Origin of the sequence: Nonomuraea soli (genome assembly GCF_013761175.1) — a bacterium.
GTDB classification, from domain to species: Bacteria; Actinomycetota; Actinomycetes; order Streptosporangiales; family Streptosporangiaceae; genus Nonomuraea; species Nonomuraea soli.
The window spans coordinates 148,004-169,862 of record NZ_JACDUR010000010.1; the positions used below are offsets into that span (position 1 = coordinate 148,004).

At 69.9% G+C, this 21,859-nt stretch carries 23 protein-coding genes and 1 tRNA gene; 17 read left to right on the forward strand and 7 right to left on the reverse strand.

Annotation, left to right across the window (positions count from 1 at the left end; translation table 11 throughout):
- Window positions 1-158: 158 nt before the first annotated feature.
- Both HNR30_RS42140 and HNR30_RS42145 read right to left on the reverse strand, forming a co-directional pair.
- Window positions 159-2,021, reverse strand: coding sequence for an acyl-CoA dehydrogenase family protein (locus HNR30_RS42140; protein ID WP_181615823.1), 1,863 nt, complete (start codon window positions 2,019-2,021; stop codon window positions 159-161).
- Between the two features lie 104 nt (window positions 2,022-2,125).
- Window positions 2,126-3,124 carry a DUF5685 family protein gene (locus HNR30_RS42145; RefSeq protein WP_181615824.1) on the reverse strand — a complete coding sequence of 333 codons (999 nt, stop codon included), beginning with the start codon at window positions 3,122-3,124 and terminating at the stop codon, window positions 2,126-2,128.
- Between the two features lie 78 nt (window positions 3,125-3,202).
- Here HNR30_RS42145 and HNR30_RS42150 point away from each other — a divergent pair, with 78 nt between their 5' ends.
- Together HNR30_RS42150 and HNR30_RS42155 are read left to right on the forward strand one after the other, a co-directional pair.
- Window positions 3,203-3,769 carry a CGNR zinc finger domain-containing protein gene (locus tag HNR30_RS42150; RefSeq protein WP_246380218.1) on the forward strand — a complete coding sequence of 189 codons (567 nt, stop codon included), beginning with the start codon at window positions 3,203-3,205 and terminating at the stop codon, window positions 3,767-3,769.
- Window positions 3,766-4,305 (forward strand): GNAT family N-acetyltransferase, encoded by a 540-nt coding sequence (locus HNR30_RS42155; protein ID WP_181615826.1) that lies wholly within the window; start codon window positions 3,766-3,768, stop codon window positions 4,303-4,305. Before HNR30_RS42150 ends, HNR30_RS42155 begins: the two co-directional genes overlap by 4 nt.
- Here HNR30_RS42155 and HNR30_RS42160 read toward each other — a convergent pair.
- The 3 genes from HNR30_RS42160 to HNR30_RS42170 all read right to left on the reverse strand — a co-directional run bounded on the left by HNR30_RS42160 (window position 4,274) and on the right by HNR30_RS42170 (window position 6,573).
- The gene (locus tag HNR30_RS42160; RefSeq protein ID WP_181616013.1) at window positions 4,274-4,573 is read right to left on the reverse strand and encodes a barstar family protein; all 300 of its coding nucleotides are present in this window, start codon (window positions 4,571-4,573) and stop codon (window positions 4,274-4,276) included. The two genes, HNR30_RS42155 and HNR30_RS42160, sit on opposite strands and share 32 nt — an antisense overlap.
- Before the next feature lie 663 nt (window positions 4,574-5,236).
- On the reverse strand, window positions 5,237-5,800 hold the full coding sequence (locus HNR30_RS42165; protein WP_181615827.1) for a dihydrofolate reductase family protein: 564 nt from the start codon (window positions 5,798-5,800) through the stop codon (window positions 5,237-5,239).
- Window positions 5,801-5,838: 38 nt separating this feature from the next.
- Window positions 5,839-6,573 (reverse strand): class I SAM-dependent methyltransferase, encoded by a 735-nt coding sequence (locus HNR30_RS42170; RefSeq protein WP_181615828.1) that lies wholly within the window; start codon window positions 6,571-6,573, stop codon window positions 5,839-5,841.
- A gap of 224 nt (window positions 6,574-6,797) precedes the next feature.
- Between HNR30_RS42170 and HNR30_RS42175 the strand changes: the two genes are divergently transcribed.
- The 4 genes from HNR30_RS42175 (at window position 6,798) to HNR30_RS42190 (ending at window position 12,280) form a co-directional block, all read left to right on the forward strand.
- Window positions 6,798-8,915 carry an ATP-binding protein gene (locus HNR30_RS42175; protein WP_181615829.1) on the forward strand — a complete coding sequence of 706 codons (2,118 nt, stop codon included), beginning with the start codon at window positions 6,798-6,800 and terminating at the stop codon, window positions 8,913-8,915.
- The gene (locus HNR30_RS42180) at window positions 8,899-10,869 is read left to right on the forward strand and encodes an ATP-binding protein (protein WP_181615830.1); all 1,971 of its coding nucleotides are present in this window, start codon (window positions 8,899-8,901) and stop codon (window positions 10,867-10,869) included. Before HNR30_RS42175 ends, HNR30_RS42180 begins: the two co-directional genes overlap by 17 nt.
- 135 nt (window positions 10,870-11,004) lie before the next feature.
- Window positions 11,005-11,544, forward strand: coding sequence for an RNA polymerase sigma factor (locus HNR30_RS42185; protein WP_181615831.1), 540 nt, complete (start codon window positions 11,005-11,007; stop codon window positions 11,542-11,544).
- A complete protein-coding gene (locus HNR30_RS42190; protein WP_181615832.1) occupies window positions 11,534-12,280 on the forward strand; it encodes a hypothetical protein in 747 nt (248 codons plus the stop codon). The genes HNR30_RS42185 and HNR30_RS42190 overlap by 11 nt, the downstream gene beginning before the upstream one ends.
- Here HNR30_RS42190 and HNR30_RS42195 read toward each other — a convergent pair.
- Window positions 12,272-13,285: an adenosine deaminase gene (locus HNR30_RS42195; RefSeq protein ID WP_181615833.1), complete on the reverse strand. Its 1,014-nt coding sequence runs from the start codon at window positions 13,283-13,285 to the stop codon at window positions 12,272-12,274. The two genes, HNR30_RS42190 and HNR30_RS42195, sit on opposite strands and share 9 nt — an antisense overlap.
- A 56-nt stretch (window positions 13,286-13,341) precedes the next feature.
- Here HNR30_RS42195 and HNR30_RS42200 point away from each other — a divergent pair, with 56 nt between their 5' ends.
- From HNR30_RS42200 to HNR30_RS42220, 5 genes are read left to right on the forward strand one after another with little or no spacing between them, the layout of a single operon-like run.
- Entirely contained in the window at window positions 13,342-13,830 is a 489-nt protein-coding gene (locus HNR30_RS42200; protein ID WP_181615834.1) for a SigE family RNA polymerase sigma factor, read from the forward strand.
- Window positions 13,827-14,729: a PASTA domain-containing protein gene (locus HNR30_RS42205; RefSeq protein WP_181615835.1), complete on the forward strand. Its 903-nt coding sequence runs from the start codon at window positions 13,827-13,829 to the stop codon at window positions 14,727-14,729. Before HNR30_RS42200 ends, HNR30_RS42205 begins: the two co-directional genes overlap by 4 nt.
- 6 nt (window positions 14,730-14,735) lie before the next feature.
- Complete coding sequence (locus HNR30_RS42210; RefSeq protein WP_181615836.1) at window positions 14,736-15,317, forward strand: hypothetical protein; 582 nt, start codon at window positions 14,736-14,738, stop codon at window positions 15,315-15,317.
- A 36-nt stretch (window positions 15,318-15,353) separates the two neighbouring features.
- Window positions 15,354-15,728, forward strand: coding sequence for a sigma-70 family RNA polymerase sigma factor (locus HNR30_RS42215; RefSeq protein ID WP_181615837.1), 375 nt, complete (start codon window positions 15,354-15,356; stop codon window positions 15,726-15,728).
- On the forward strand, window positions 15,721-16,872 hold the full coding sequence (locus tag HNR30_RS42220) for a hypothetical protein (protein WP_181615838.1): 1,152 nt from the start codon (window positions 15,721-15,723) through the stop codon (window positions 16,870-16,872). The genes HNR30_RS42215 and HNR30_RS42220 overlap by 8 nt, the downstream gene beginning before the upstream one ends.
- Before the next feature lie 40 nt (window positions 16,873-16,912).
- Here HNR30_RS42220 and HNR30_RS42225 read toward each other — a convergent pair whose 3' ends face one another.
- Window positions 16,913-18,115: a pyridoxal phosphate-dependent aminotransferase gene (locus HNR30_RS42225; RefSeq protein ID WP_181615839.1), complete on the reverse strand. Its 1,203-nt coding sequence runs from the start codon at window positions 18,113-18,115 to the stop codon at window positions 16,913-16,915.
- A 159-nt stretch (window positions 18,116-18,274) separates the two neighbouring features.
- Between HNR30_RS42225 and HNR30_RS42230 the strand changes: the two genes are divergently transcribed.
- The 6 genes from HNR30_RS42230 (at window position 18,275) to HNR30_RS42255 (ending at window position 21,841) form a co-directional block, all read left to right on the forward strand.
- Window positions 18,275-18,347 (forward strand) — tRNA-Trp (locus tag HNR30_RS42230).
- A 77-nt stretch (window positions 18,348-18,424) separates the two neighbouring features.
- Window positions 18,425-18,664 carry a preprotein translocase subunit SecE gene (secE, locus tag HNR30_RS42235; RefSeq protein WP_312895035.1) on the forward strand — a complete coding sequence of 80 codons (240 nt, stop codon included), beginning with the start codon at window positions 18,425-18,427 and terminating at the stop codon, window positions 18,662-18,664.
- A gap of 60 nt (window positions 18,665-18,724) precedes the next feature.
- Entirely contained in the window at window positions 18,725-19,510 is a 786-nt protein-coding gene (nusG, locus tag HNR30_RS42240; protein ID WP_312895036.1) for a transcription termination/antitermination protein NusG, read from the forward strand.
- An 87-nt stretch (window positions 19,511-19,597) separates the two neighbouring features.
- Window positions 19,598-20,029 (forward strand): 50S ribosomal protein L11, encoded by a 432-nt coding sequence (rplK, locus tag HNR30_RS42245; RefSeq protein ID WP_181615842.1) that lies wholly within the window; start codon window positions 19,598-19,600, stop codon window positions 20,027-20,029.
- Window positions 20,030-20,093: 64 nt separating this feature from the next.
- Window positions 20,094-20,813, forward strand: coding sequence for a 50S ribosomal protein L1 (gene rplA, locus HNR30_RS42250; RefSeq protein ID WP_181615843.1), 720 nt, complete (start codon window positions 20,094-20,096; stop codon window positions 20,811-20,813).
- A 185-nt stretch (window positions 20,814-20,998) separates the two neighbouring features.
- Window positions 20,999-21,841, forward strand: coding sequence for an SCO4651 family lipoprotein (locus HNR30_RS42255; RefSeq protein ID WP_246380198.1), 843 nt, complete (start codon window positions 20,999-21,001; stop codon window positions 21,839-21,841).
- Window positions 21,842-21,859 lie beyond the last annotated feature (18 nt).

The following is a 21,859-nucleotide window of genomic DNA, read 5'->3' on the forward strand; positions in this document are numbered from 1 at the left end:
GTGGTCCATACCAGTTGGGGACCCCGCCCAGGATTGGGGGTGCGACAGAGCGACAGCTCCACGCGTTTGCGTCAGCGTAGGCCGGTATTTGAGGTCCGGTCTATACCGGTGCATATCGGTTTGAAAACGGAAGAGCAAAGCCGGTCTAGACCGGCAAGTCACGAAATGGGGCGTCTGACGTTTTCACCGCCCGACGGTGAACCGATCCACGGGCCGTCCACGGAAGGATCGAGAATGCCCTCCTCCAGGAACGTGTACCTGCCCTCCAGCACGTATTTCGCCAGCCTGACGTCCTGGCTGTCGCTGTTGTCCCACAGCTGCGAGAACAGCGCGTCGACCCGCCCCCTGGCCTGGCGGCAGAAGGTGTCGGCCAGCTCGTACGGCTTGCGCCCGAGATCGCGGGAGTCCTCCTCCGCCTTGACGCAGACCGCGGTCATCGCGAACAACTCCGCGCCGATGTCGATGACGCGGCCCAGGAAGCCCTGCTTGTGCTCCAGGCCACCCTGCCAGCGGCTCATGCCGTAGAAGGTCGAACGCGCGAGCTTGCGGCTGGTGCGCTCGACGAAACGCAGGTGCTGGGCGAGCGGGCCGAAATCGCCGTAGCCGGTGGGCAGGTTGCCCGCCCCCGCGACCAGGCCCGGCAGCCACTTCGCGTAGAAGGCGCTCGCCCGCTTCAGTGCTGCGGCGCGCTCCTGCCTGGTGGCGTCCGGCTTGATCAGCTCGCCGGCGGCGGTCAGGTGGGCGTCGACCGCCTCCCTGGTGATCAGCAGCTTCATGATCTCGGAGCTGCCTTCGAAGATGCGGTTGATGCGCAGGTCGCGCAGGATCTGCTCGGCGGGAACCCCTCGCTCGCCGCGCGCGGCCAGCGACTCCGCGGTCTCGTAGCCGCGGCCGCCCCTGATCTGGACCAGCTCGTCGACCGACTGCCAGGCCATCTCGCTGGCGTACAGCTTGGCCAGCGCCGCCTCGATGCGGATGTCGGTGCTCTGGTCGTCGGCCATCCTCGCGGTCAGCTCCATGACCGCTTCCAGGGCGTAGGCCGTGGCCGCGATGAAGGCGATCTTCTTGGCGACCGCCTCGTGCTCGCCCACCCTCCTGCCCCACTGGACGCGTGCCGTACTCCACTCGCGGGCGATCTTGACGGCCCACTTGGCGCCGCCCGCGCAGGTCGCGGGCAGGCTCAGCCGGCCGGTGTTGAGCGTCGTCAGAGCGATGCGCAGACCGTCGCCCTCCTTGCCGACCAGGTTTCGCGCCGGCACCCTGACCTGCGAGAACTCGGTGACGCCGTTCTCGATGCCGCGCAGGCCCATGAACTGGTTGCGCCGCTTGACGGTGATGCCCTCACTGGAGGCCTCGACGATGAAAGCGCTGATCTTCCTGCCGGTCCTGGCCATGACCACCAGCAGGTCGGCCACGACACCGTTGGTCGTCCACAACTTCACCCCGTCGAGGACGTAGTCGTCGCCGTCCCTCGTCGCCGTCGTCGACAGCCGCGCCGGATCCGAGCCGACGTCGGGCTCGGTCAGCAGGAAGGCCGAGATCTCGCCGCGCGCGCACCTCGGCAGGAACTCGCGCTTCTGCTCCTCCGTGCCGAACAACTTCAGCGGCTGCGGCACGCCGATCGACTGGTGCGCCGACAGCAGCGTCGCGATGGCCGGGCTGTAGGAGCCGACCAGCATCAGGGCCCGGCAGTAGTACAGGTACGGCAGGCCGAGACCGCCGTACTCCTCGCTGATCGTGATGCCGAAGGCGCCCAGCTCGGCCAGGCCCTTGACGACGGAATCGGGGATGACGGCCGTGCGCTCGATCTCCGCCGGATCCACCTTGGTGTCGAGGAACCTGCGGACCGCCCTGACGAACTCCTCACCCCGTTTGGCCGCCTCCTCGGGCAGCGCGGGGACCGGGTGGACCAGGTCCAGCTGGAAATCGCCCAGGAACAGCTGCTTGGCGAAACTCGGCCGTCGCCACTCCTTCTCCCGGGCCTGCTCACCGAGCTCTCTCGCCTTGGCATAGTCGCTCATGGCTGCCTCCCGCCTCCCGCCGACGTTACGCCGCGGTTCTGCCTCCGTGAAGACGAACGCAGAGGCACCTGCCCGGGAGAGGCGGACTCACCCGTCTTCCTGGCTCAGCAGTCGCAGCAGCAGCCATCGCAGGAGCAGCCGTCGCCCCCGCCACGCCCGCACTTGCAGCAGACCGTGCAGTCGCAGTCGCAACTGCAGTCGCAGTGGTCGCGGCACCTGCCCTTGCGCTGCCTCCTGTCCGCCCTGTGGCCGCGGCTCACGCCCACGGAGAAGGTGCGCTGGATCGCCCGGCCGACCTCGTCGACCAGCAGCGCCCTGGCCAGGGCGCCGTCGACGAGGTCCAGGTCGGCGAAGGCGAGGGTGATGCCGTGGTGGGCCTCCTCGCACAGCTGCCTGGTACGGACCAGTGAGGTGCCGGTGGCGTCGAGAGGGTTGAAGGCCCCTCGTCTCCGGTCCTCCACCAGGTCTTCCGCGGCGTCGAGCAGGTGCACGACACGGCCGAAGCGCCGCCCGATCTCGGTCAGCGGGAGCTCGTTGCCGGGCTTGTCGGTCAGGACAGCCGTGTGCCCGAAGGCGGCGGCCACCGCGGTCTCGGCGGGCTCGGTCAGCTCCAGCAGCGTGCTCGGCCGCGCTTCCAGCAGCGCCTGCCGGCCGACGGCGTCCGTGAGCACCGTGCTGTCGAACCGCACGCCCGCCGCGGTGTGCGCCCCGCGCTCCGCCCAGCTCCGCGCGATCCTGCCGGAGACGCCCGACACCAGCCGGTTGCGGAAGTCGCCGTCGTCGATGTGATCGCGGATCTTCGTGGCGGCCAGCACCAGCGACACCGCCGCCGCCAGCCGCGCGCCCTCCGAGCGGGCCGACACCACCTCGGCGCCCCTGAACCCCCTCAACGCGCAGGCCAGAGCCTTGCGATGGGGAGCCGACGGCGGGCTCTGCGCCTCCGTCAGCACCGAGACCAGCAGGCCGTCGTAGTTGGTGACCAGCCGCGCCAGGTGCCCGTGCTCGTCGCGCAGGGTCAGGCACAGGCCGCACAGATGCGCCATCCACGCCTGGTGGAGACCACCGCACAGGCGGTGGCGACAAGGGCGCACGATTCCGAACATGTCGCGAACCCTAGGGCTCGGGGCAGGTTGGTGACCAGATGCTGACGTTTACCTACTAGTGATACCGTCAGTCTCGTGATGGACGTGGAGTTCCCGATCCTCGGCAGCGAGCCGCTGCCCGTCGAGTTCGCCAACACCCTGTACGGCATCGGCGAGCAGACCGACTACCTGCAGAGCGCGGCATGGATCGATGAGTGGTTCACCCAGGTCATGGGCGCCGCGCGGCATCCCGAGATGGGCCGCCACGCCGACGAGGTCCGGACACTGCGCGACACCGTCCACGCCCTGCTGAGCGCCGCCACCCAGGACCGCACCCCGGAACCAGACCTCGTGCAGCGGCTCAACGCCTACGCGGCCGCCGCCCCCACCTACCTGAGTCTGACCTGGCCGCCCGGCGGCCCGGCCGCACAACTCCAGGACACCGCAGCAGGGCCCGCGGCCGTGCTCGGCCGCATCGCCGCCTGCTGCATCGAACTCCTCACCGGACCCGGCTCCGGCGACCTGCGCCGCTGCCAGGGGCCCGGCTGCTCGATGTTCTTCGTCAAGGCACAACCGCGCCGGCGCTGGTGCCACCCGTCCTGCGGCCACCGCGACCGCCAGTCCCGCTACTACCGCCGCCACCTCTCCAGAGGAGCCACCCGATGATCACCTGGCGCAGGCTCGCCCACGACGACCTACCCCTGCTCAAGAGCTGGCTGGAACAGCCCCACGTGGCGCGGTGGTGGAACCACGAGACCTCCATGGAGGCGGTCCTGCGCGACTTCGGCCCCTCGGTGCGAGGCGAGGAGCCAGGAGAGGACCTGCTCGTCTTCCTCGACCATGACCCGCTCGGGCTCGTGCAACGATCCCGGCTCGCCGACTACCCGGAGGAGCTGGAGCCGCTGAAGGAGATCGTCGACGTGCCGGAGGGTGCCGTGCAGATCGACTACCTGATCGGCGACCCCGCCCGCGTCGGCCACGGACTGGGCACGTCGATGATCGGCGCCATCCTGGAACGCACCTGGAACGAACTGCCGGACGCCACGTGCGTGGTGGTGCCCGTGTCGGCGGCGAACATCGCGTCGTGGAGGGCACTGGAGAAGGCGGGGATGCGGCGGGTGGGGGAAGGGGACCTGGAGCCGGACAACCCGATCGACGCGTTGCTGCATTTCATCTACCGGGTCGACCGTCCGGGCAGGTGACCGTGATGCCGGCCTCGGCGAAGAGACGCAGGAGGTCGTCGACAGTGACGGCCGGCCCCCAGTCGCGCAACCGGTGCTCGGGGCGGTCGTAGCCGACCAGATGGCGGCGTGCTACGTGCGAGTCGTGCCAGACCAGGTGAAACGGGTTGGCGGCGCCCCACCTGCCCATGAGGCAGTAGTAGAGGCCGTCGAGGTCCGAGCCGAAGTAGCCGCCGGGGCCGTTGACCGCCTCTCCCAGTGCGCAGAAAAAGGCGTCGATGTCGGTGATGAACCGGCCGTCGAGGTGATAGGTCGTTCCGGCGGGCTTGTCGGGCTGTTCCGCCTGACGGTAAGAGGCCGCGCTGGATGCTCAGGATGGTGGCCGTGACCTTGCTCCCCTCGACGATCCCCTGCGACGCCTCGGGCAGGAACCCGATCAGGGTCATGGGCCGGGCGGGCGCCGCCGGACGTCGCCGGAACACTCCGGCGACGTCCAAGCAGTCACCCATCCACTCGTTGCTGAAGGAGTCCAGGCGAAACCTCGTCGCGTCCGGCTTCACCTCGGGAAGCCCGTGCTCGGGAAGCAGCCGGACGTGTCCGCTGAGGTCGAGATCGACCAGGCCCTCCTGGAGCGCGGACGGGCGCCGCCCGACCACGGTGACGTCGACGAGTTCCTCCACGCAATAGCATCCGTCGTCGTCCCAGAAGAGGCACTTGGCGGGCCGCGGGCCCCGGTGGACAGGCGTCAGCCCGATGTCCGCCAGCCAGGCCCGCTCCGTGCCGATCCCGTCCATCGCCTCGCGCAGTGGCCCCGCGGGCGCGCAGCCGAGGAGCGTGAACGTCTCGGGCGGGGGCACCGGTTCGGGGTCGGCGAAGAGCCCTTCGATCTCATGGCAGACCCCCACCACGAACTCGTCATCGCCGGTGTACTCGTCGAGCAACATCCACCGCGTCATCGGGGCCGACGATACCTCAGCTCCACGATCCCGCTCCTGGAGCCCTCGCTGGACATGAGCTCGAGCGCGTACGACCGCGGAACCCCGTCGAACAGTCGCGTGCCCTCGCCCGCCACGTACGGGAACATGCTCACGTGCAGCTCGTCGATCAGGTCGAGCCGCATCAGCGATCGCCAGAGCGTGACGCCGCCCCAGACGACGATGTGTCCTTCGCCGCCCGTCCTGAGCTTGTCGATCTCCTCGGTCGTGTCACCGGAGGCGATCGTGGTGTTGGCCCAGCCGGCGGTCTTGAGGGTGCGTGAGAAGACGACCTTGCGCCCGGAGGTCATGATCTCGGAGAACGGGTGGTCGGTGGCCGTCGTCATCGCCGGGGCGATGCCCTCGTAGGCGGTGCGTCCCATGACGTGGGCGTGGGCGTTCCGGAGGAATTCGAGCTGCCCCGCGTCGTCGGGCTCGCGGTTTTCGGGCAGGTCGAAGCAGAACTTCCAGAACTCGGTGTCCTCGTCGGCGAGCAGCCCGTCGAGGGAGTAGTTGAAGACTGTCGCTATCAGCTTCCGCATGGTTGGTACGGACTCCGGCGCCGCCGGAAACTCATCGGTTACTTGTGCGGGACGCGGGCGACGCAGAAGACGGTCTGGCCGAAGGGCGGCCTGATGAAGCGCTCGATGAACCGGGTGACGGGCACCACCGTGCGGTCGTAGATCTTGACCAGGCGAGGGTCGGGATAGCCGACCCCGCCGCGGCGTACGGCCAGCCACCAGGCGATGCCGCCGAGGAAGTTGATCGGCTTGAGCACGTCGATGTCGAGCCCCGCCTTGGCGACGGTGGCGCGCAGGGTGGCGGGGGTGTAGCGCTGGACGTGGCCGACCTTGCGGTCGAAGTCGCCGTAGAGCTGCATGTAGCCGGGCACCCAGATGACGATGCGACCGCCGGGCAGGGTGACGCGGGCGAGGGAGCGCAGGGCCTCGGCGTCGTCCTCGATGTGCTCCAGCACGTTCATCATCACGACGGTGTCGACCTTGTCCTCGAGCGGGATGTCGGTCGGGAGCCCGAACTGCAGGACGGACACGTCGGCGTTGTCGGCGAAGCGCTTGCGCAGCTGCTCGACGCAGTAGGGGTCGAAGTCGCTGACGACGAGCCGGTCGAGGCGCGGGCGGAAGAGCTCGGCGAAGTGGCCGAGGCCGGAGCCGATCTCCAGCAGGGAACGGCCCACGTGCGGTGCGACCATGTCGAACTCGTACTGCCGGTAGTTCTTGCCCTCGTCGCCACCGAGGTGGTTCTCCAGGGCCTCGTCACCGGCGGCCGGTTGTACTACACGGTCGTAGCCAGACATGCATGCGGTCCTTAGCAGGAGACTTCGGGATGGCCTGAGTCTAGTGCCCGTCAGGTTCGGGCAATCACCTGAATGTCGGATGTCGTGAACGGCCGTTCCGCAGCGCAATGAGCGCGTTACTATGCGCTCACTCGAATTCCCCACACGCGAGGCTTTTGATGCAGCAGGGCGACCTCCCCGCGGAGTTGACCACGTTCGTCGGGCGACGCGCGGAGCTCAAAGAGGTGAAACGGCTGCTCGGCAGGGCGCGGCTGGTGACCCTGACGGGTCCTGGCGGTGTGGGTAAGACGCGGCTGGCGTTGAAGGCAGCGCATGCCGTACGGCGGGCTTTCGAGGACGGCGCGTTCTTCGTCGATCTGTCGGATGTGCGCGCGCCGGAGATGCTGGACCGGGCGCTGGTGACGTGTCTGCGGCTGGTCGACCAGACGGCCAGGCCCGCCTGCGAGGTGTTGCACGCCCATCTGGCCGACAAGCGCGTCCTGCTGGTGCTCGACGGGGTGGAGCACTTGGTCGAGGAGTGCGAGGCGCTGCTGGGCCCGTTGCTGAAGGCGGCGGCGGGACTGTCGGTGCTGGTGACGAGCCGGCAGGTGCTGGAGGCCGACGGCGAGCACGTGGTGGTGGTGCCGCCGATGTCGGCGGGCGACGCGGTGAGCCTGTTCGCCGACCGGGCGGGCGACGCGTCGCTCGGAAGGGGCCAGACGGAGCTGGTCAGGCAGTTGTGCCTGCGGCTCGACCTGCTGCCGCTGGCGATCGAGCTGGCGGCGGTACGGCTGCGCGTGATGTGCCTGGAGGAGGTGGTCATCCAGCTGCTGCCCCTGGACCTGGGCAACAGGAACACCACCCTGCGCACGGTGATCGGCTGGAGCCACGAGCTGTGCACGCCGCACGAGCGCCTGCTGTGGGCGAGGTTGTCGGTGTTCTGCGGCTCGTTCGCGCTGGAGGCGGCGGAGGCGGTCTGTTCCGACTCCTGCCTGCCCGCGGTCGAGATCGCGGACGTGGTGGGCGGCCTGGTCGACAAGTCGATCCTGAGTGCCGAGGAGACGGCGGGCGGCCTGCGCTTCCGGATGCTCGACTCCATCAAGGACTACGGCGCCGAGTGGCTGGCCAGGCTCGACTCGCAGAGCGAGCGGCTGGAGCGCCGCCACAAGGACTTCTATCTCGCCCAGGCCAGGACGAGCGCGGCGGCGTGGTTCGGTCCCGATCAGCAGCGCATCTTCGTGCGGACGCGGGCGCAGCTCGACAACCTGCGGGGCGCGTTCGAGCGGTGCGAGGTCGACGAGGCGCTGGAGCTGGCCTCGACGTTGTGGTTCTACTGGGTCGGCTGCGGCCAGCTGGGCGAGGGCTGGACGTGGCTGGGGCGGGCCCTGGCCAGGGGCGGGTCCACGGGGCCCAGGGCGCGGGCGTTGTGGGTGGCCGGTTATGTCGCGGTGCTGATCGGGGAGTTCTCGCGAGCCAGGGAGATGCTGGAGGAGTGCCGCGCGCTGGAGGATCCGGCGACGAAGGCGTACGCCGTGCACCGCCTGGGCTGCCTGGCCCTGGTGAGCGACGACCACGACCGGGCGGTGGAGCTGTTCAACGAGGCGGTCGAGCATTACGCGGCCAACCGCACGCTCGAGTGCAACGTGCTGATGGCCTGTGTCGAGCTGGCTCTGGTGATGGCCTTCCAGCAGCAGGTGGAGGCGTGTCACGAGCTGTGCGACCAGGTACGCGAGAGCTGCGAGAGCGTGGGCGAGTTGTGGGTGCGCTCGTACGTCGACTACGTGGAGGCCTACACCGCCTGGTTGACGGGTGACGGTGATCTCGCGCTGACGTTGTCGTTGCGCTCGCTGCAGGTCAGCCACCACTTCCACGACCTGTTCTGCACGGTGCTGGTGATCGAGTTCGTCGCGTTGCTGCGCGCCGAGTCCGGCGACGTGGAGCGGGCGGCGGTCCTGCAGGGCGCGGCGGCGCGCATCTGGGAGTCGGTCGGGCCGCGGCTGCTCGATTCCAGCTACTTCAACGCCGCCCACGTCGCCTGCGCCGAGCTGTCGCGCAAGGCGCTGGGCAGGCACGCCTACGCGGGCGCCCACACCAGGGGTACTCGCCTGGATCTCGACGCGGCGGTCGCGGTGGCGATGGGCGCGGCCGAGACCCGCCAGGAGCTGCCGCTCACCCCGCGCGAGTGGGAGGTGGCCGAGCTGGTGTCGCTGGGCCTGTCGAACAGGGAGGCGGCGGGCAGGCTGACGATCTCCAAACGTACGGTCGACACGCATGTGGAGCACATCCTGGCCAAGCTCGGCTTCTCCACGCGCGCGCAGATCGCGACCTGGGTGACGGAGCAGCAGGATGAATCTGCCCGCTGAGGTCTCCGCCTTCGTGGGGCGGGCCGGAATGAGCGACGACGTGGTCGCGCTGCTCGACGCCAGGCGCCTGGTGACGCTCACCGGGCCCGGCGGGGTCGGCAAGACCCGTCTGGCCCTGCGGGCGGCTAGGCAGGCGGGCCGGTTGTTTCCCGACGGCACGTGGCTGGTCGAGCTGTCACAGCTGCGGGACCCCGAGCTGCTGGGGCTGACGATCACCGAGCTGCTGGGAGCCAGGGGCACGCCGACGCGCCCGCAGAACGAGGTCCTGGCCGGCCGTATCGGCGAGCGGCGCGTGCTGCTGGTGCTCGACACCTGCGAGCACCTGCTCGACGCGTGCGCCGAGCTGGTGACGACGCTCCTGTCCAGGTGTCCCGGCCTGCGCGTCCTGGCCACCAGCAGGGAGCCGCTCGACGTCATGGGCGAGCACGTGCACCCGGTGCCGCCGATGGGCCTGGACGCGCCGCTGCTGTTCGTGGAGCGCGCGCGTGCCGTACTGCCGGAGTTCGAGGTCACCGACGAGCGGCTGGCGCTGATCGCGGAGATCTGCGAGCGGCTCGACGGGCTGCCTCTGGCGATCGAGCTGGCCGCGGCCCGCCTGCGGCATCTGTCGCTGACCGATCTGGCGCGCCGGCTCGACGACCGGTTCAGGGTGCTGGCGCGCAGGAGGCCGCCGCCGCTGCCGCATCGCCACCACGCATTGTGGACGACGATCGGCTGGAGCCACGAGCTGTGCACGCCCGAGGAACGGCTGTTATGGGCGAGGTTGTCGGTGTTCGCCGGTTCCTTCGAGCGCGGGCTGGCGGAGGAGGTCTGCCATGACGAACGGCTGGGCGCGGGCCGGATCTTCCCGCTTCTGTGCCGCCTGGTCGACAAGTCGATCGTGGTCCGCGAGGAGCGCAGGTACCGGCTGCTCGACAGCGTGCGGGAGTACGGCGCCGAATGGCTGCGCGAGCTGGGCGAACAGGGCCCGGCGCGCGACCGCCACGCGCGGGTGCTGCTGGAGCTGACCCGCGGGGCGGAGGCGGGCTGGCGGGGCCCCGAGCAGCTGACCTGGGTCGGGCGGCTCTGCTCCGAGCTGCCCGATCTGCGCCTGGCGCTCGACCACAGCCTGCGCGCCGACCCGCCGCTCGCGCTGGAGCTGGCCGGCGGGCTGTGGGCGTTGTGGAGCGCCTGCGGCCTGCACCGCGAGGGCAGCTACTACCTGGGCAGGGCGCTGGCGGCCAACCCGTGGCCCTCACCGGAACGGACCAAGGCCCTGTGGGTGGCCGCCTGGGTGGACATCGAGCATTTCGACGCGGCCGCCGCTCTGGCCAGACTGGACGGTGTCGACCACGCGTACGCCGACCACATGATCGGGGTCGCGCACTTCGTCAACGGCGACGACGAGCGCGCCGCGCGCTCCTTCGACCTCGCCCTGACCAGGCGCGACCAGCTCGACGCCGCCGGCCCCGGCCACACGCTCACCACCGCGCAACTGGGCATCTGCCTGGCCAGGCTCGGCGACGCGCGTGCCGAGCAGGTGCTGCGCGCATGCGTGCGCCGGTGCGCGGACTCGGGGGAGCGCTGGAGCCGCTCCATCGCCCACTACGGCCTGGCTCTGCTGCTGCACGAGCGGGGCGACGTGGACGGCGCCGCGCGCGAGAACCGTGAGTCGCTGCGGATCAAGAAGGACTTCGGCGACGTGCCGGGCGCGGTGCTCGGCATCGAGCTGCAGGCATGGCTGGTGGCCGCGAGGGGGGAGGGCTCTCGTGCGGCCGAGCTGCTGGGCGCCGTCGACAACCTCTGGCGTACGGCGGGGCTGCAGGCGCTCAGCCTGCCGTACTGGGCCGAGGGCCACATGCGCTGCGAGGCAGAGACGCGCGAGCTCGTCGGCCCCTCCGCCTTCGACGCGGCCTTCACCCACGGAGCCGCGCTCGACGTGCTGTCCGCCTACGAGCTCGCGATAAATACGTAGGGTCCGTCGCGATCTACGGATGTCACGTCGAGTGTTCGACGCAAGACTGTGCGTAGCGGGATGGTGGGCGGAGGAGGGGCGGCTCACCATCCCGCTAGCGCAGACGCGTCCGAGTGCGATGAAATCAGACTCCGCATGGACGACGCAGAGGCGGTTGCCCGCTCCCTGGCCGGCGATCTGAGCGCCTATGAGGCCCTCGTCGCCCGCTACAGCGCGCTCGCCCAGCGCACCGCCGCCATGCTGGGCGCGGGCGACGAGGCGGAGGACGTGGTCCAGGAGGCGTTCGTCAAGGCCTACCGCCACCTGGCGAGCTTCCGCGCCGACGCACCCTTCCGCCCGTGGCTGCTGCGGATCGTCGCGAACGAGACCCACAACCTGACGCGCTCCAGGGGCCGCAGATCGGAGCTGACCGTACGGCTCGGCGCGCAGGCCCCCGTGACGGCTCCCGACGACCCCGAAGGCACTGCCGTCGCCTCCGACCGCCGGGCCAGGCTGCTCGAAGCGGTGCGTAAGCTCCCTGATCGGGAACGCGAGGCGGTCGTCTGCCGGTACTTCCTGCAGCTGTCGGAAGCCGAGACGGCCCAGGTGCTCGACTGCCCGCTGGGCAGCGTCAAGTCCCGGACCCACAGGGGCCTGGCCAGGCTGCGGGAGGAGGTGGGCGGCAGTGGACTCTGACGACTTCGGCGACCTCGAACGCGAGCTCCTGGCGCTCGGCGACTCCCTCGAGGTGACGGGGCCGCCGCCCGCCGAGGTGGCCTCGGCCGTACGGGCACGCCTGCAGGCGCCCGACCCGGCGCACGACGCGCCGGCGTCACCTGCCGTTCAGCCCGAGCGGCCGGTGAAGCCCCTGTCGAAGGTGCGCCGCTGGCAGCTGGTGGCAGCGGTGGTGGTCCTGGCGCTCGCGCTGACCGCGGCTGCCGTGGTCTGGGTGCTGCGCTCGACGGGCGTGGAGATCCGCGTGAACGACCCCAGTCCCTCTCCCACCGTGACCAGGGAGATCCCCGGGGCCCGCTCGGCCGACCTGGAAGAGGCGGCGCGGCAGGTCGGCTTCACGCCGAAGGTCCCCGCCGCACTCGGCGAGCCCTCCGAGATCCTCGTCGGCGACGGCCGCGTGGTCAGCATGTTCTGGGACCACGTCAGGCTCGACCAGTTCGCGGGCGGTGTCAGCCCGATGTTCGTCAAGCAGCTCGGCGGTCCTGAATGGCCCGAGGAGGTGCTGGTGAACGGCGCCCACGGCTGGTGGATCGCCGAGGCGCACAACCTCACCTACGTCACCAAGGGCAACGGCGAGACCACGCCGCTGCGCGTCGCCGACTCCACCCTCGTCTGGGGTGACGACGTCACCGGCTACCGGCTGGAGGGCGTCAAGACCCTGCAGGACGCCCACAGGATCGCCACGTCGCTACGCTGAGAGCCACTCGTCGATCTCCCTGAGCAGCTCCTTCTTCATCGACTCGGGAGCGGCCGACGAACGGATCGACTGGCGCGCCAGCTCGGCGACCTCCGCGTCGCGGAAGCCGTACACATGCCTGGCCAGCTCGTACTGCGGCAGCAGCCGCGCACCGAACAGCAGCGGGTCGTCGGCGCCGAGCGCGAGCGGCACCCCGGCGTCGAACAACCTGCGCAGTGGCACGTCGGCGGCCTGCTCGACCACGCCGAGCCCGACGTTCGAGGTGGGGCACACCTCGCAGCAGATCTGCCGGTCGGCCAGCCGTTCCATCAGCCGAGGCGACTCGGCCGAGCGCACGCCGTGGCCCACGCGGTCGGCGTCGAGGTCGTCGACGCACTGCTCGACCGAGCGAGGTCCCAGCAGCTCGCCACCGTGAGGCACGGCCAGCAGCCCGGCCCGCTTGGCGATGCGGAAGGCGGCGTCGAAGTCGCGCGCCTGGCCCCGCCGCTCGTCGTTGGACAGCCCGAACCCGACCACGCCCCGGTCGGCGTACTGCGCGGCCAGCCTGGCCAGGGTCCTGGCGTCGAGGGGATGGCGGGTGCGGTTGGCGGCCACGATCACCGCGATCCCGATGCCGGCCAGGGCGGCGGCCTGCTCCGCTGCGTCGAGGACGAGCTCCAGGGTGGCGGTCAGCCCGCCGAACCGGCTGGCGTACCCCGACGGGTCGACCTGGATCTCCAGCCAGCGCGAACCCTCCGCGGCTTCGTCCTCCGCCGCCTCGCGCATCAGCCGGTAGACGTCGTCGGGTCTGCGCAGCACCGACCTGGCGATGTCGTAGAGGCGCTGGAAGCGGAACCAGCCGCGCTCGTCGGTCGCCCGCAGCTTGGGCGGCCAGTCCTCCTCGAGCGCGTCGGGCAGGTGCAGCCCCTGCTCGCGCGCCAGCTCGATGAGGGTCCGGTGTCTCATGGACCCGGTGAAGTGCAGGTGCAGGTGTGCCTTGGGCAGCGTGTGCAGCGGTCGTTCCATATTGCCTGTCAACCTTAAGCGCTGCGGGCGCGTTGGGAGGGGCGAAAGGGGAGCTGATGACCGAAGAACAGGAAGCGGCGTTCGACCAGTTCCTCGCCGCCCGAAGTACCTCCCTGCTGCGCACGGCCGTCCTGGTCTGCGGAGCGACGCCGCACGACGCGGAGGACCTCGTCCAGCACGCGCTGGAGAAGGTCTACAAGCACTGGCCGCGCATCTGGCAGGACAACCCGGAGGCGTACGCGCGGCGAACGGTGGTCAACGCGGCGATCTCGCGGTCGCGGCGCAGGCGGCTGATCCAGGAGATCACCTTCTCCAGGCCGCCCGACACCGCGGCGGCGGAGCTCGATCTCGACCTGCGCGACGCGCTCATCGAGGAACTGCGCAGGCTGCCGCCCAGGATGCGGGCCGTCCTGGTGCTGCGCTACTGGGAGGACCGATCGGAGTCCGACACCGCGGCCCTGCTCGGCTGCTCGGTCGGCACCGTCAAGAGCCAGGCCGCACGCGGGCTCGCCCGCATGCGCGAGCACATGGGAGCGTTGGCATGAGCGTTGAAGAGCAGCTCAAGGAGGCCATGGAGCGGCACGTGTCCGGCGTGCGGGCCTCACCGGGGCTGGGGCGCGCGGTGCGCCGCGGCCGCCGGGCGAGCACGATCAGGTTCCGTACGGCAGGCGCCCTGCTCGCCGTGGCCGCGGTCGCGGGGGCCGTGCCCGCCTACCAGGCGCTGACCACGCCGCCGGGCACGCAGGCCGAGGACGTCGCGAGCGTGAGAGTGGCGACCGAGGTCGCGGTGCCCGACCTGATGAACATGACGTGGGAGGAGGCCGCCGCCGCGATCAGGACGGCGGGTCTGGTGGCCGACGAACCCCGGGAGGGCCAGGACAGGGTGTTCGAGCAGCGCCCGCCCGCCGGGACCATGGTCGCCCCCGGCACCAAGGTCGAGCTGGCCTTCACCGCCGCGCTCCCGCAGGATCTCGGCGACCTCGGCGACGGCCGCACGATCGGTGGCGTGCGCCTGACCTACCTGCCCGACGGGCTGGCGTGGGGGAGGTGGTCGGGCAAGGACGGCTTCGGTGCCGGCAGCTACACCACGACGTACGACGCGCCCGACGCGCCCGCCGGCCAGTACTCCATCCAGATCGTCGTGCGCGAGGGCGAGGCGCTCCAGCACGCCGAGCGCGGTCTGGGCAAGCTGCCTCGCAAGCTCGACATCAACGGCCGCCCCGGAGCGGTCGGCAACGTCGGCGAGGGCGGCGAAACGAGCGAGGTCGGCGTCGACACCTTCAACGAGGGCAGCACCCCCACGCTGATCTTCAAGATCACGGACGAGAAGGCGGTCGAGCTCATGATGAGCCCGCTCCGCGCCAAGGAACTCGGCAAGGACGCCACCGTCGCCGAGCTGAAGAAGATCGCGGAAGGTATCGAGACCGCCAGAACAGGGCAGTAATCGCCCATGATCCAGGAAGCGGCGAGCGGCCGGTGGTGGCGCGCCACGGTCGCCCTGCTGGCCCTCGCCGCGTCGGTCCTGGTCATCGCCCAGCTGTTCTCCTCCGGCTTCGGCCGTACGGCGGCGCCCGCGCTCGTCCAGCCCCGGCTCGTCCCGCTGACCATCGCCCCCACGGCCCCCACGGTTCCCGCGCCCAGCCCGTCGCCCACCATCGCCGTCGTCTCCGACGACCTCTGGCTCACCTACCTGCCCGGCGGCCTGGAACGCATCGACGGCGGCCCCGTCGAACCCGCCTCGGGCGTGCACGGCGGCCGGGTCCTCTTCGGCAGCGGCGACAGATCGGTCGAGGTCCAGGTCGAGCGCGGCACCTTCGGCTGGGACGCCTTCCGGGCACGCAACGCCGTGCTCGACGCCAGGCCCGTCATCGTGCGCGGCAAGCCCGCCGTGGTCGGACGCCATCCCGGCGGCGGACGCCTCATCGTCTGGCTCGAACGCCTCGGCACCGGCGCGTGGATCAGGGTCAGCGAGTCGCTGGCGGCCGAGCTCCTCACGATCGCGCTCTCGGCGAAATCGCCCGTGCGAGACTAGGCAACCCTTTCCGGTGGCCGAGCGTACATAAGGGTCATGACGCCGTTCTCCGAGTTCGTCGCCGCCCGCGGCACCAGCCTGCTGCGGCTGGCGTACCTGTCGTGCGGGTCGGCGGACGACGCCGAGGACGTGCTGCGCATCGTGCCCACCGGGACGTTGCCCGACCACCCCGCGCCGCCCTCCTCCGGCGTGGAACTGCGGCAGATCCTCGTCGACGGGCTACGGCGGCTGCCCGCCCGCCAGCGAGCCGTCCTGGTGCTGCGCTACTGGGAGGACCTCACCGAGACCCAGACCGCGGCCGTCATGGGCTGCTCCGTGGGAACGGTCAAGAGCCAGAGCTCCAAGGCGCTGGCCAGACTCCGTGTGCTGATCGGGGACGAACTCGTCGAGGGAGTGACCGCCGATGCTTGAAACCCACCTGCGCGAGGCGATGGCGGAGCGGACGGCCCACCTGCAGGCCGCGCACGACCTGGCTGACCGTGTCGTACGGCTGTCGCGGCGTCGCCGTCGTGCCCGGCTCCAGGTCGCGGCGGTGGCCGCGGCGCTCGTGGCCCTGACCGGCTACCTCGTGATCGAGCCGCCCGCCGCCCCCCAGGCGGCCTCGCCCACCTCGATGGCCAGCCCGATCCCCGGCGTCGAGTTCGGTTTCCTGCCCGCGGGACTGGGGGCGCCGGTGCGCGAAGGCGACGTGGTGCGCTGGGGCGAGAGCGTGACGGTCACCGTCTACGAGAACCGTTCCGAGGCCCTCGACTACGCGGGGCTGCGGAAGCTGGAGCAGGTGTCCGACCCCGACCCTCTTCCCCTGCTGCACTCCGGGCACCTCGCGGTGGTCTCCCAGGACCGTAGCCAGGTCTTCTGGCAGCCCCACCCGACCAGGCTCGTCAAGGTGACCGCGCCCGCCGGCCAGGCGGAGAGGATCGCGGCCGGGATGCGCTTCACCAACCTGGGCGACTCGGCGGCCGACGTGATCAGGCTCGGCTACGTGCCCAGAGGTCTCACCCTGTCGACGAAGCAGCCGCAGAAGGACACGCCGTGGCTGGCCTACCCCGCGTGGGAGGGCGGCCAGGGCCGCTGGTTGTGGCTGTCGTCGGCGCGCGGATCTCAGGTCGAGTCGCTCGACCCGGTGATCGCGCAGCTGGGGGGCGTCTACACCGGCCTGGAGCGGGTCGAGTGGCGGGGCAAGCAGGCGTATCTCGCCGACTTCGCGACATCCGGCTACCGGGGACGCGCCCTGCTGTGGCTGGAGGAGCCGGGCGTGGCGTTCGTCCTCGCCGCGGGCGGCGGGGCGGAGAAGGAGCTCGACCGCATCATGGCCGGCGTGCAGCGGATCGACCCGCACGGCGAGGACGTGGACGGTGTCGCCGTGCCCCGGGGGCGTCCGCAGGGGCCGGTGAAGCGCACGCTGCACGACAGGCGCACCAGCAGCACCAGGACTTGGACCGGCGGCACCACCGTCACCGTCCACCGCGGAAGCGGGCTGCCGGAACACGCCGGGAACGGCTGCACGCTGGAACGCCTCGGGCTGGCCGTCGTCGTGGAGACCTGCGGGAAGTGACCGGCGGGACCCCGGGCGTCCGGGGTCCCGCCGGTGTCGTCTAGCGGGCCTCTGACAGCAGCTTGGCCAGGCGGCTGACGCCCTCGACCAGGTCGTCGTCGCCCAGGGCGTAGGACAGGCGGAAGTAGCCGGGGGTGCCGAAGGCCTCGCCGGGGACGACCGCGACCTCCGCCTCCTCCAGGACCAGCTCGGCCAGCTCGGCGGAGGTCTGCGGCCGCTTGCCGCGGATCTCCTTGCCGAGCAGCTCCTTGACCGACGGGTAGACGTAGAACGCGCCCTCGGGTTCGGGGCAGAGCACGCCGGGGATCTCGTTGAGCATCCGGACCATCGTCTTGCGGCGCCGGTCGAAGGCGGTCTTCATCTCGTCGACGGCCGACAGGTCGCCCCGCACGGCGGCCAGGGCGGCCATCTGGGCGACGTTGGAGACGTTGGAGGTGGCGTGCGACTGCAGGTTGGTCGCCGCCTTGACCACGTCCTTCGGGCCGATGAGCCAGCCCACCCGCCATCCGGTCATGGCGTAGGTCTTGGCCACGCCGTTGAGGATGACCCAGTGGTCGGCGGGCAGGTAGTGGACGATGCTGGTGAACTCGGCGCCGCCGTACACCAGGTGCTCGTAGATCTCGTCGGTCACGACCCACAGGCCGTGCTCGCCCGCCCAGCGGCCGATGGCCTCGACCTGCTCGCGGCTGTAGACGGCGCCGGTCGGGTTCGAGGGGGAGACGAACAGCAGGACCTTGGTGCGCTCGGTGCGCGCCGCCTCCAGCTGCTCGACGCTCGCCAGGTAGCCGGTGGACTCGTCAGTGACCACGTCGACCTGCACGCCGCCCGCGAGCTTGATCGCCTCGGGGTAGGTCGTCCAGTACGGCGCGACCACCAGGACCTCGTCGCCCGGGTCGAGCAGCGTCGCGAAGGCCTGGTAGACGGCCTGCTTGCCGCCGTTGGTGATGAGCACCTGGTCGGCCGACACCTGCACGCCCGAGTCGCGCAGCGTCTTGTCGGCGACCGCCTGCTTGAGCTCCGGCAGGCCGCCCGCGGGGGTGTACTTGTGGAACTTCGGCGTCTTCGCCGCCTCGACGGCGGCCTCGACGATGTAGCCGGGCGTGGGGAAGTCGGGCTCGCCGGCGCCGAAGCCGATCACCGGGCGCCCGGCGGCCTTCATGGCCTTCGCCTTGGCGTCCACGGCCAGGGTCGCGGACTCGGCGATGGCGGAGATTCGTGCGGAGATACGAGGTCGGGTGGACATGTCTCCCATGCTTTCATAGGGCCGTGAGCTGGGCGATCGGGTTCCGGTTCGACGTACGGGTCAATGTCCCGATACACTCTGGCCTGGCCGAGCTACCGCATGTCGAAGTGCGGATAGGTACGGGCAGCGACGACAACCAGGTAGTCTGGTTGACGACATAGGGCAATGGCGCAATTGGTAGCGCTCCGGTCTCCAAAACCGGCGGTTGGGGGTTCGAGTCCCTCTTGCCCTGCGAGTTGCGGTCCGCGCACCAAGGCGTGAAAGCGCGCCGCGATGTGCTGGACCCGACGACAGATTCAGGTGAGGACTGTGGCGATCGACACCCGCGCCGAGAGCGCAGACAAGCCGAGCGGTGAGAAGAAGTCCAGGACCACTCCCGCGCTGTTTTACCGGCAGGTCGTCAACGAGCTTCGTAAGGTCATCTGGCCGACACGCAAAGACCTCATCACCTACACCACGGTCGTTCTGATATTCGTTCTGATCGTGGTCGGGATCGTGTACGCCCTCGACTGGGCCCTCGGCGAGCTCGTCCTTCGGGTCTTCAGCTAGGCGTGAAGTGGGCATCCTCTTCGGATGCCCGTTCAATTCGACGGAAGAGGAAGAGCCACCGTGTCCGAGTCTTCAGTGCCCGCCGACGAGTCCCGCGACCAGTTCGGGGACACGTGGGAGTCGGAGCCGGAAGAGGCTGCCGAGGACGACTTCGAAGACGACGAGGCCGCTGAGGAGGCCGACGTCGAGGAAGTCGACGCGGACGAAGACGGTGACGACGACGCCGAGGACGACGACGAGGCCGAGGCCGCGTACGTCGACCCGGTCGAGGAGTTCAAGCAGTCGCTGCGTGGCCAGCTCGGCGACTGGTACGTCATCCACTCCTACGCCGGCTACGAGAACCGTGTGAAGTCCAACATCGAGACCCGCACCGTCTCCCTCAACATGGAGGACTACATCTTCCAGACCGAGGTGCCGACGCAGACCCGCGACGAGTTCAAGAGCGGGAAGAAGGTCCCGGTCCGCGAGCGTGTGCTGCCCGGCTACGTCCTGGTGCGCATGGAGCTGACCGACGAGTCCTGGGCCGCCGTGCGTAACACGCCCGGTGTGACCGGCTTCGTCGGCCTGTCCAACAAGCCCAGCCCGCTCAGCCTCGACGACGTCGCCAAGCTGCTGGCTCCCGAGCCCAGCGAGGAGGTCAAGCAGGCCAAGACCAAGGCCGCCGCGGGACCTTCCGTGGAGTTCGAGATCGGCGAGTCGGTCACCGTCATGGACGGCCCGTTCGCCACCCTGCCGGCGACCGTCAACGAGATCAGCCCCGAGTCGCAGAAGCTCAAGGTGCTGGTTTCGATCTTCGGTCGGGAGACCCCGGTCGAGCTTTCGTTTAACCAGGTCTCCAAGATCTGACATACACTGAGTCGTTCGGGTCCCCGTCCCATCGCGATAGGGCGGGGTTCCGGCGTGTTAACACCCAATCAGGACCCGGAGTAGGACATGCCTCCGAAGAAGAAAATCGCCGCGCTCGTCAAGGTCCAGCTCCCCGCTGGCCAGGCGACCCCGGCCCCGCCCGTCGGTACCGCCCTCGGTCCGCACGGCGTCAACATCATGGACTTCGTCAAGCAGTACAACGCTGCGACGGAGGCTCAGCGGGGCAACATCATCCCCGTCGAGATCACCATCTTCGAAGACCGTAGCTTCACCTTCGTCACCAAGACGCCGCCGGCGCCGCGCCTGATCCTCAAGGCTCTCGGCATCGACAAGGGCAGTGCGGTCCCGCACAAGGACAAGGTCGGCAAGCTCAGCCGCGAGCAGCTGCGCGCCATCGCCGAGCAGAAGATGCCCGACCTCAACGCCAACGACATCGAGGCCGCCGAGAAGATCATCGCCGGCACCGCCCGGTCGATGGGCGTCACGGTCGCCGAGTAACACCCTTTCCGAACGTCGTGGGAGGGCCCTTCACACGGCCCGCCGAACCACAAGGAGTCAAGAAGTGAAGCGCAGCAAGGCGCACAAGGACGCAGCGGCGAAGATCGACCGCGCGAAGCTCTACTCTCCGGTCGAGGCCGCGAAGCTGGCCAAGGAGACGACCACCACCAAGTTCGACGCCACCGTGGAAGTCGCCTTCCGCCTCGGTGTCGACCCTCGCAAGGCGGACCAGATCGTGCGTGGCACGGTCAACCTTCCGCACGGCACCGGTAAGACCGCCCGGGTCCTGGTCTTCGCGACCGGTGACCGTGCCGAGGCCGCCCGCGAGGCGGGCGCCGACATCGTCGGCGCCGACGAGCTGATCGACGAGATCGCCAAGGGCAACCGCCTCAACGAGTTCGACGCCGTCGTGGCCACTCCCGACCTCATGGGCAAGGTCGGCCGCCTGGGCCGCGTGCTCGGCCCGCGTGGTCTCATGCCGAACCCGAAGACCGGCACGGTGACCCCCGACGTCGCCAAGGCCGTGACCGAGATCAAGGGCGGAAAGATCGAGTTCCGCACCGACCGTCAGGCGAACCTGCACTTCATCATCGGCAAGACGTCGTTCGACGACCGTCAGCTCATCGAGAACTACGCTGCCGCTCTCGACGAGGTGCTGCGTCTCAAGCCGTCGGCCGCGAAGGGCCGTTACCTGAAGAAGGTCACCTTCTCGACCACCATGGGCCCCGGCGTGCCGGTCGACCCGAACCTCACGCGCGGCCTCACCGCCGAGCTCGAGGCCTGAGCTTCCTGAGCTCTCCGAAGCGCCCGCTCCGACTCGTTCGGGGCGGGCGCTTCGTCGTGCATCGCCTGTGCCCCCTGAGTTTTCCCTGATTTCCACGCAAGATCATGTGCGGATTCCCCGCACGTTTCCCGGAGATCTGGCTGGGAAGTCGGGTGGGCGTGAATCGACGACGTAAGGTCGAAAGCATGCTGAAGAAGACGATCGCGGCCGCGGCGGTCTCCGCGGGCGCGCTGTTCACAGTCGCCGCTTGTGGCACGGTCGCACAGCCCATCCAGGCGAACCTGGCGGCCAACGAAGTGCTCCTCCAGGCCGCGCAGAAGACGCAGCAGGTGACGAGCTACTCCGTCGACCTGGTGGCCGATGTGACCCACCCGCAGCAGGGCGCGGGCAAGGTGCAGGGCCAGATGAAGTACCAGAGCCAGCCCGAGCTGGCCGTGGACCTGACGCTCGACACCGTCGACTTCGGCGGGCAGAGCCTGCCGGGCGGCGCCCGGGCGATCCTTCGCGGTGACACCGCCTACTTCAAGGTCGACGCCCTCAACCAGATGCTGGGCGCGTCCAAGCCGTGGGTGCAGGTGAAGCTGACCGAGATGGGTCCGGCGGCCGAGGTGCAGAAGTACCTCGACCAGGTGCGCCAGTTCGACCTGGCGACCGTGACGGCCATGGTGACCGCCTCGCAGGACGTCAAGCAGGCCGGCACCGAGTCGGTGAACGGGGTCGACACGACCCGTTACAGCGGCACCTTCCCGGTCGAGCTGGCCCTCCAGCAGTTGCCCGCCGAGCAGCAGGAGCGTGCTCGCCAGAACCTGGCCCAGCTGAAGGACGTCAAGTTCGACATCTGGGTCGGCTCCGACGGCCTGCCCCGCAAGCTGACGCTCAACGGCTCCCACGAGGGTGCGACGCTGAACGCGAACCTGTTCTTCAAGGGCTTCAACGAGAAGGTGTCGATCGAGGCGCCGCCCGCCGACCAGACGGGTCCGCTGCCCACCAACCCGCCCGTGCAGCCGTCGGCATCCCCGACCAGCTAGGGCTTCGTCACCATCGCG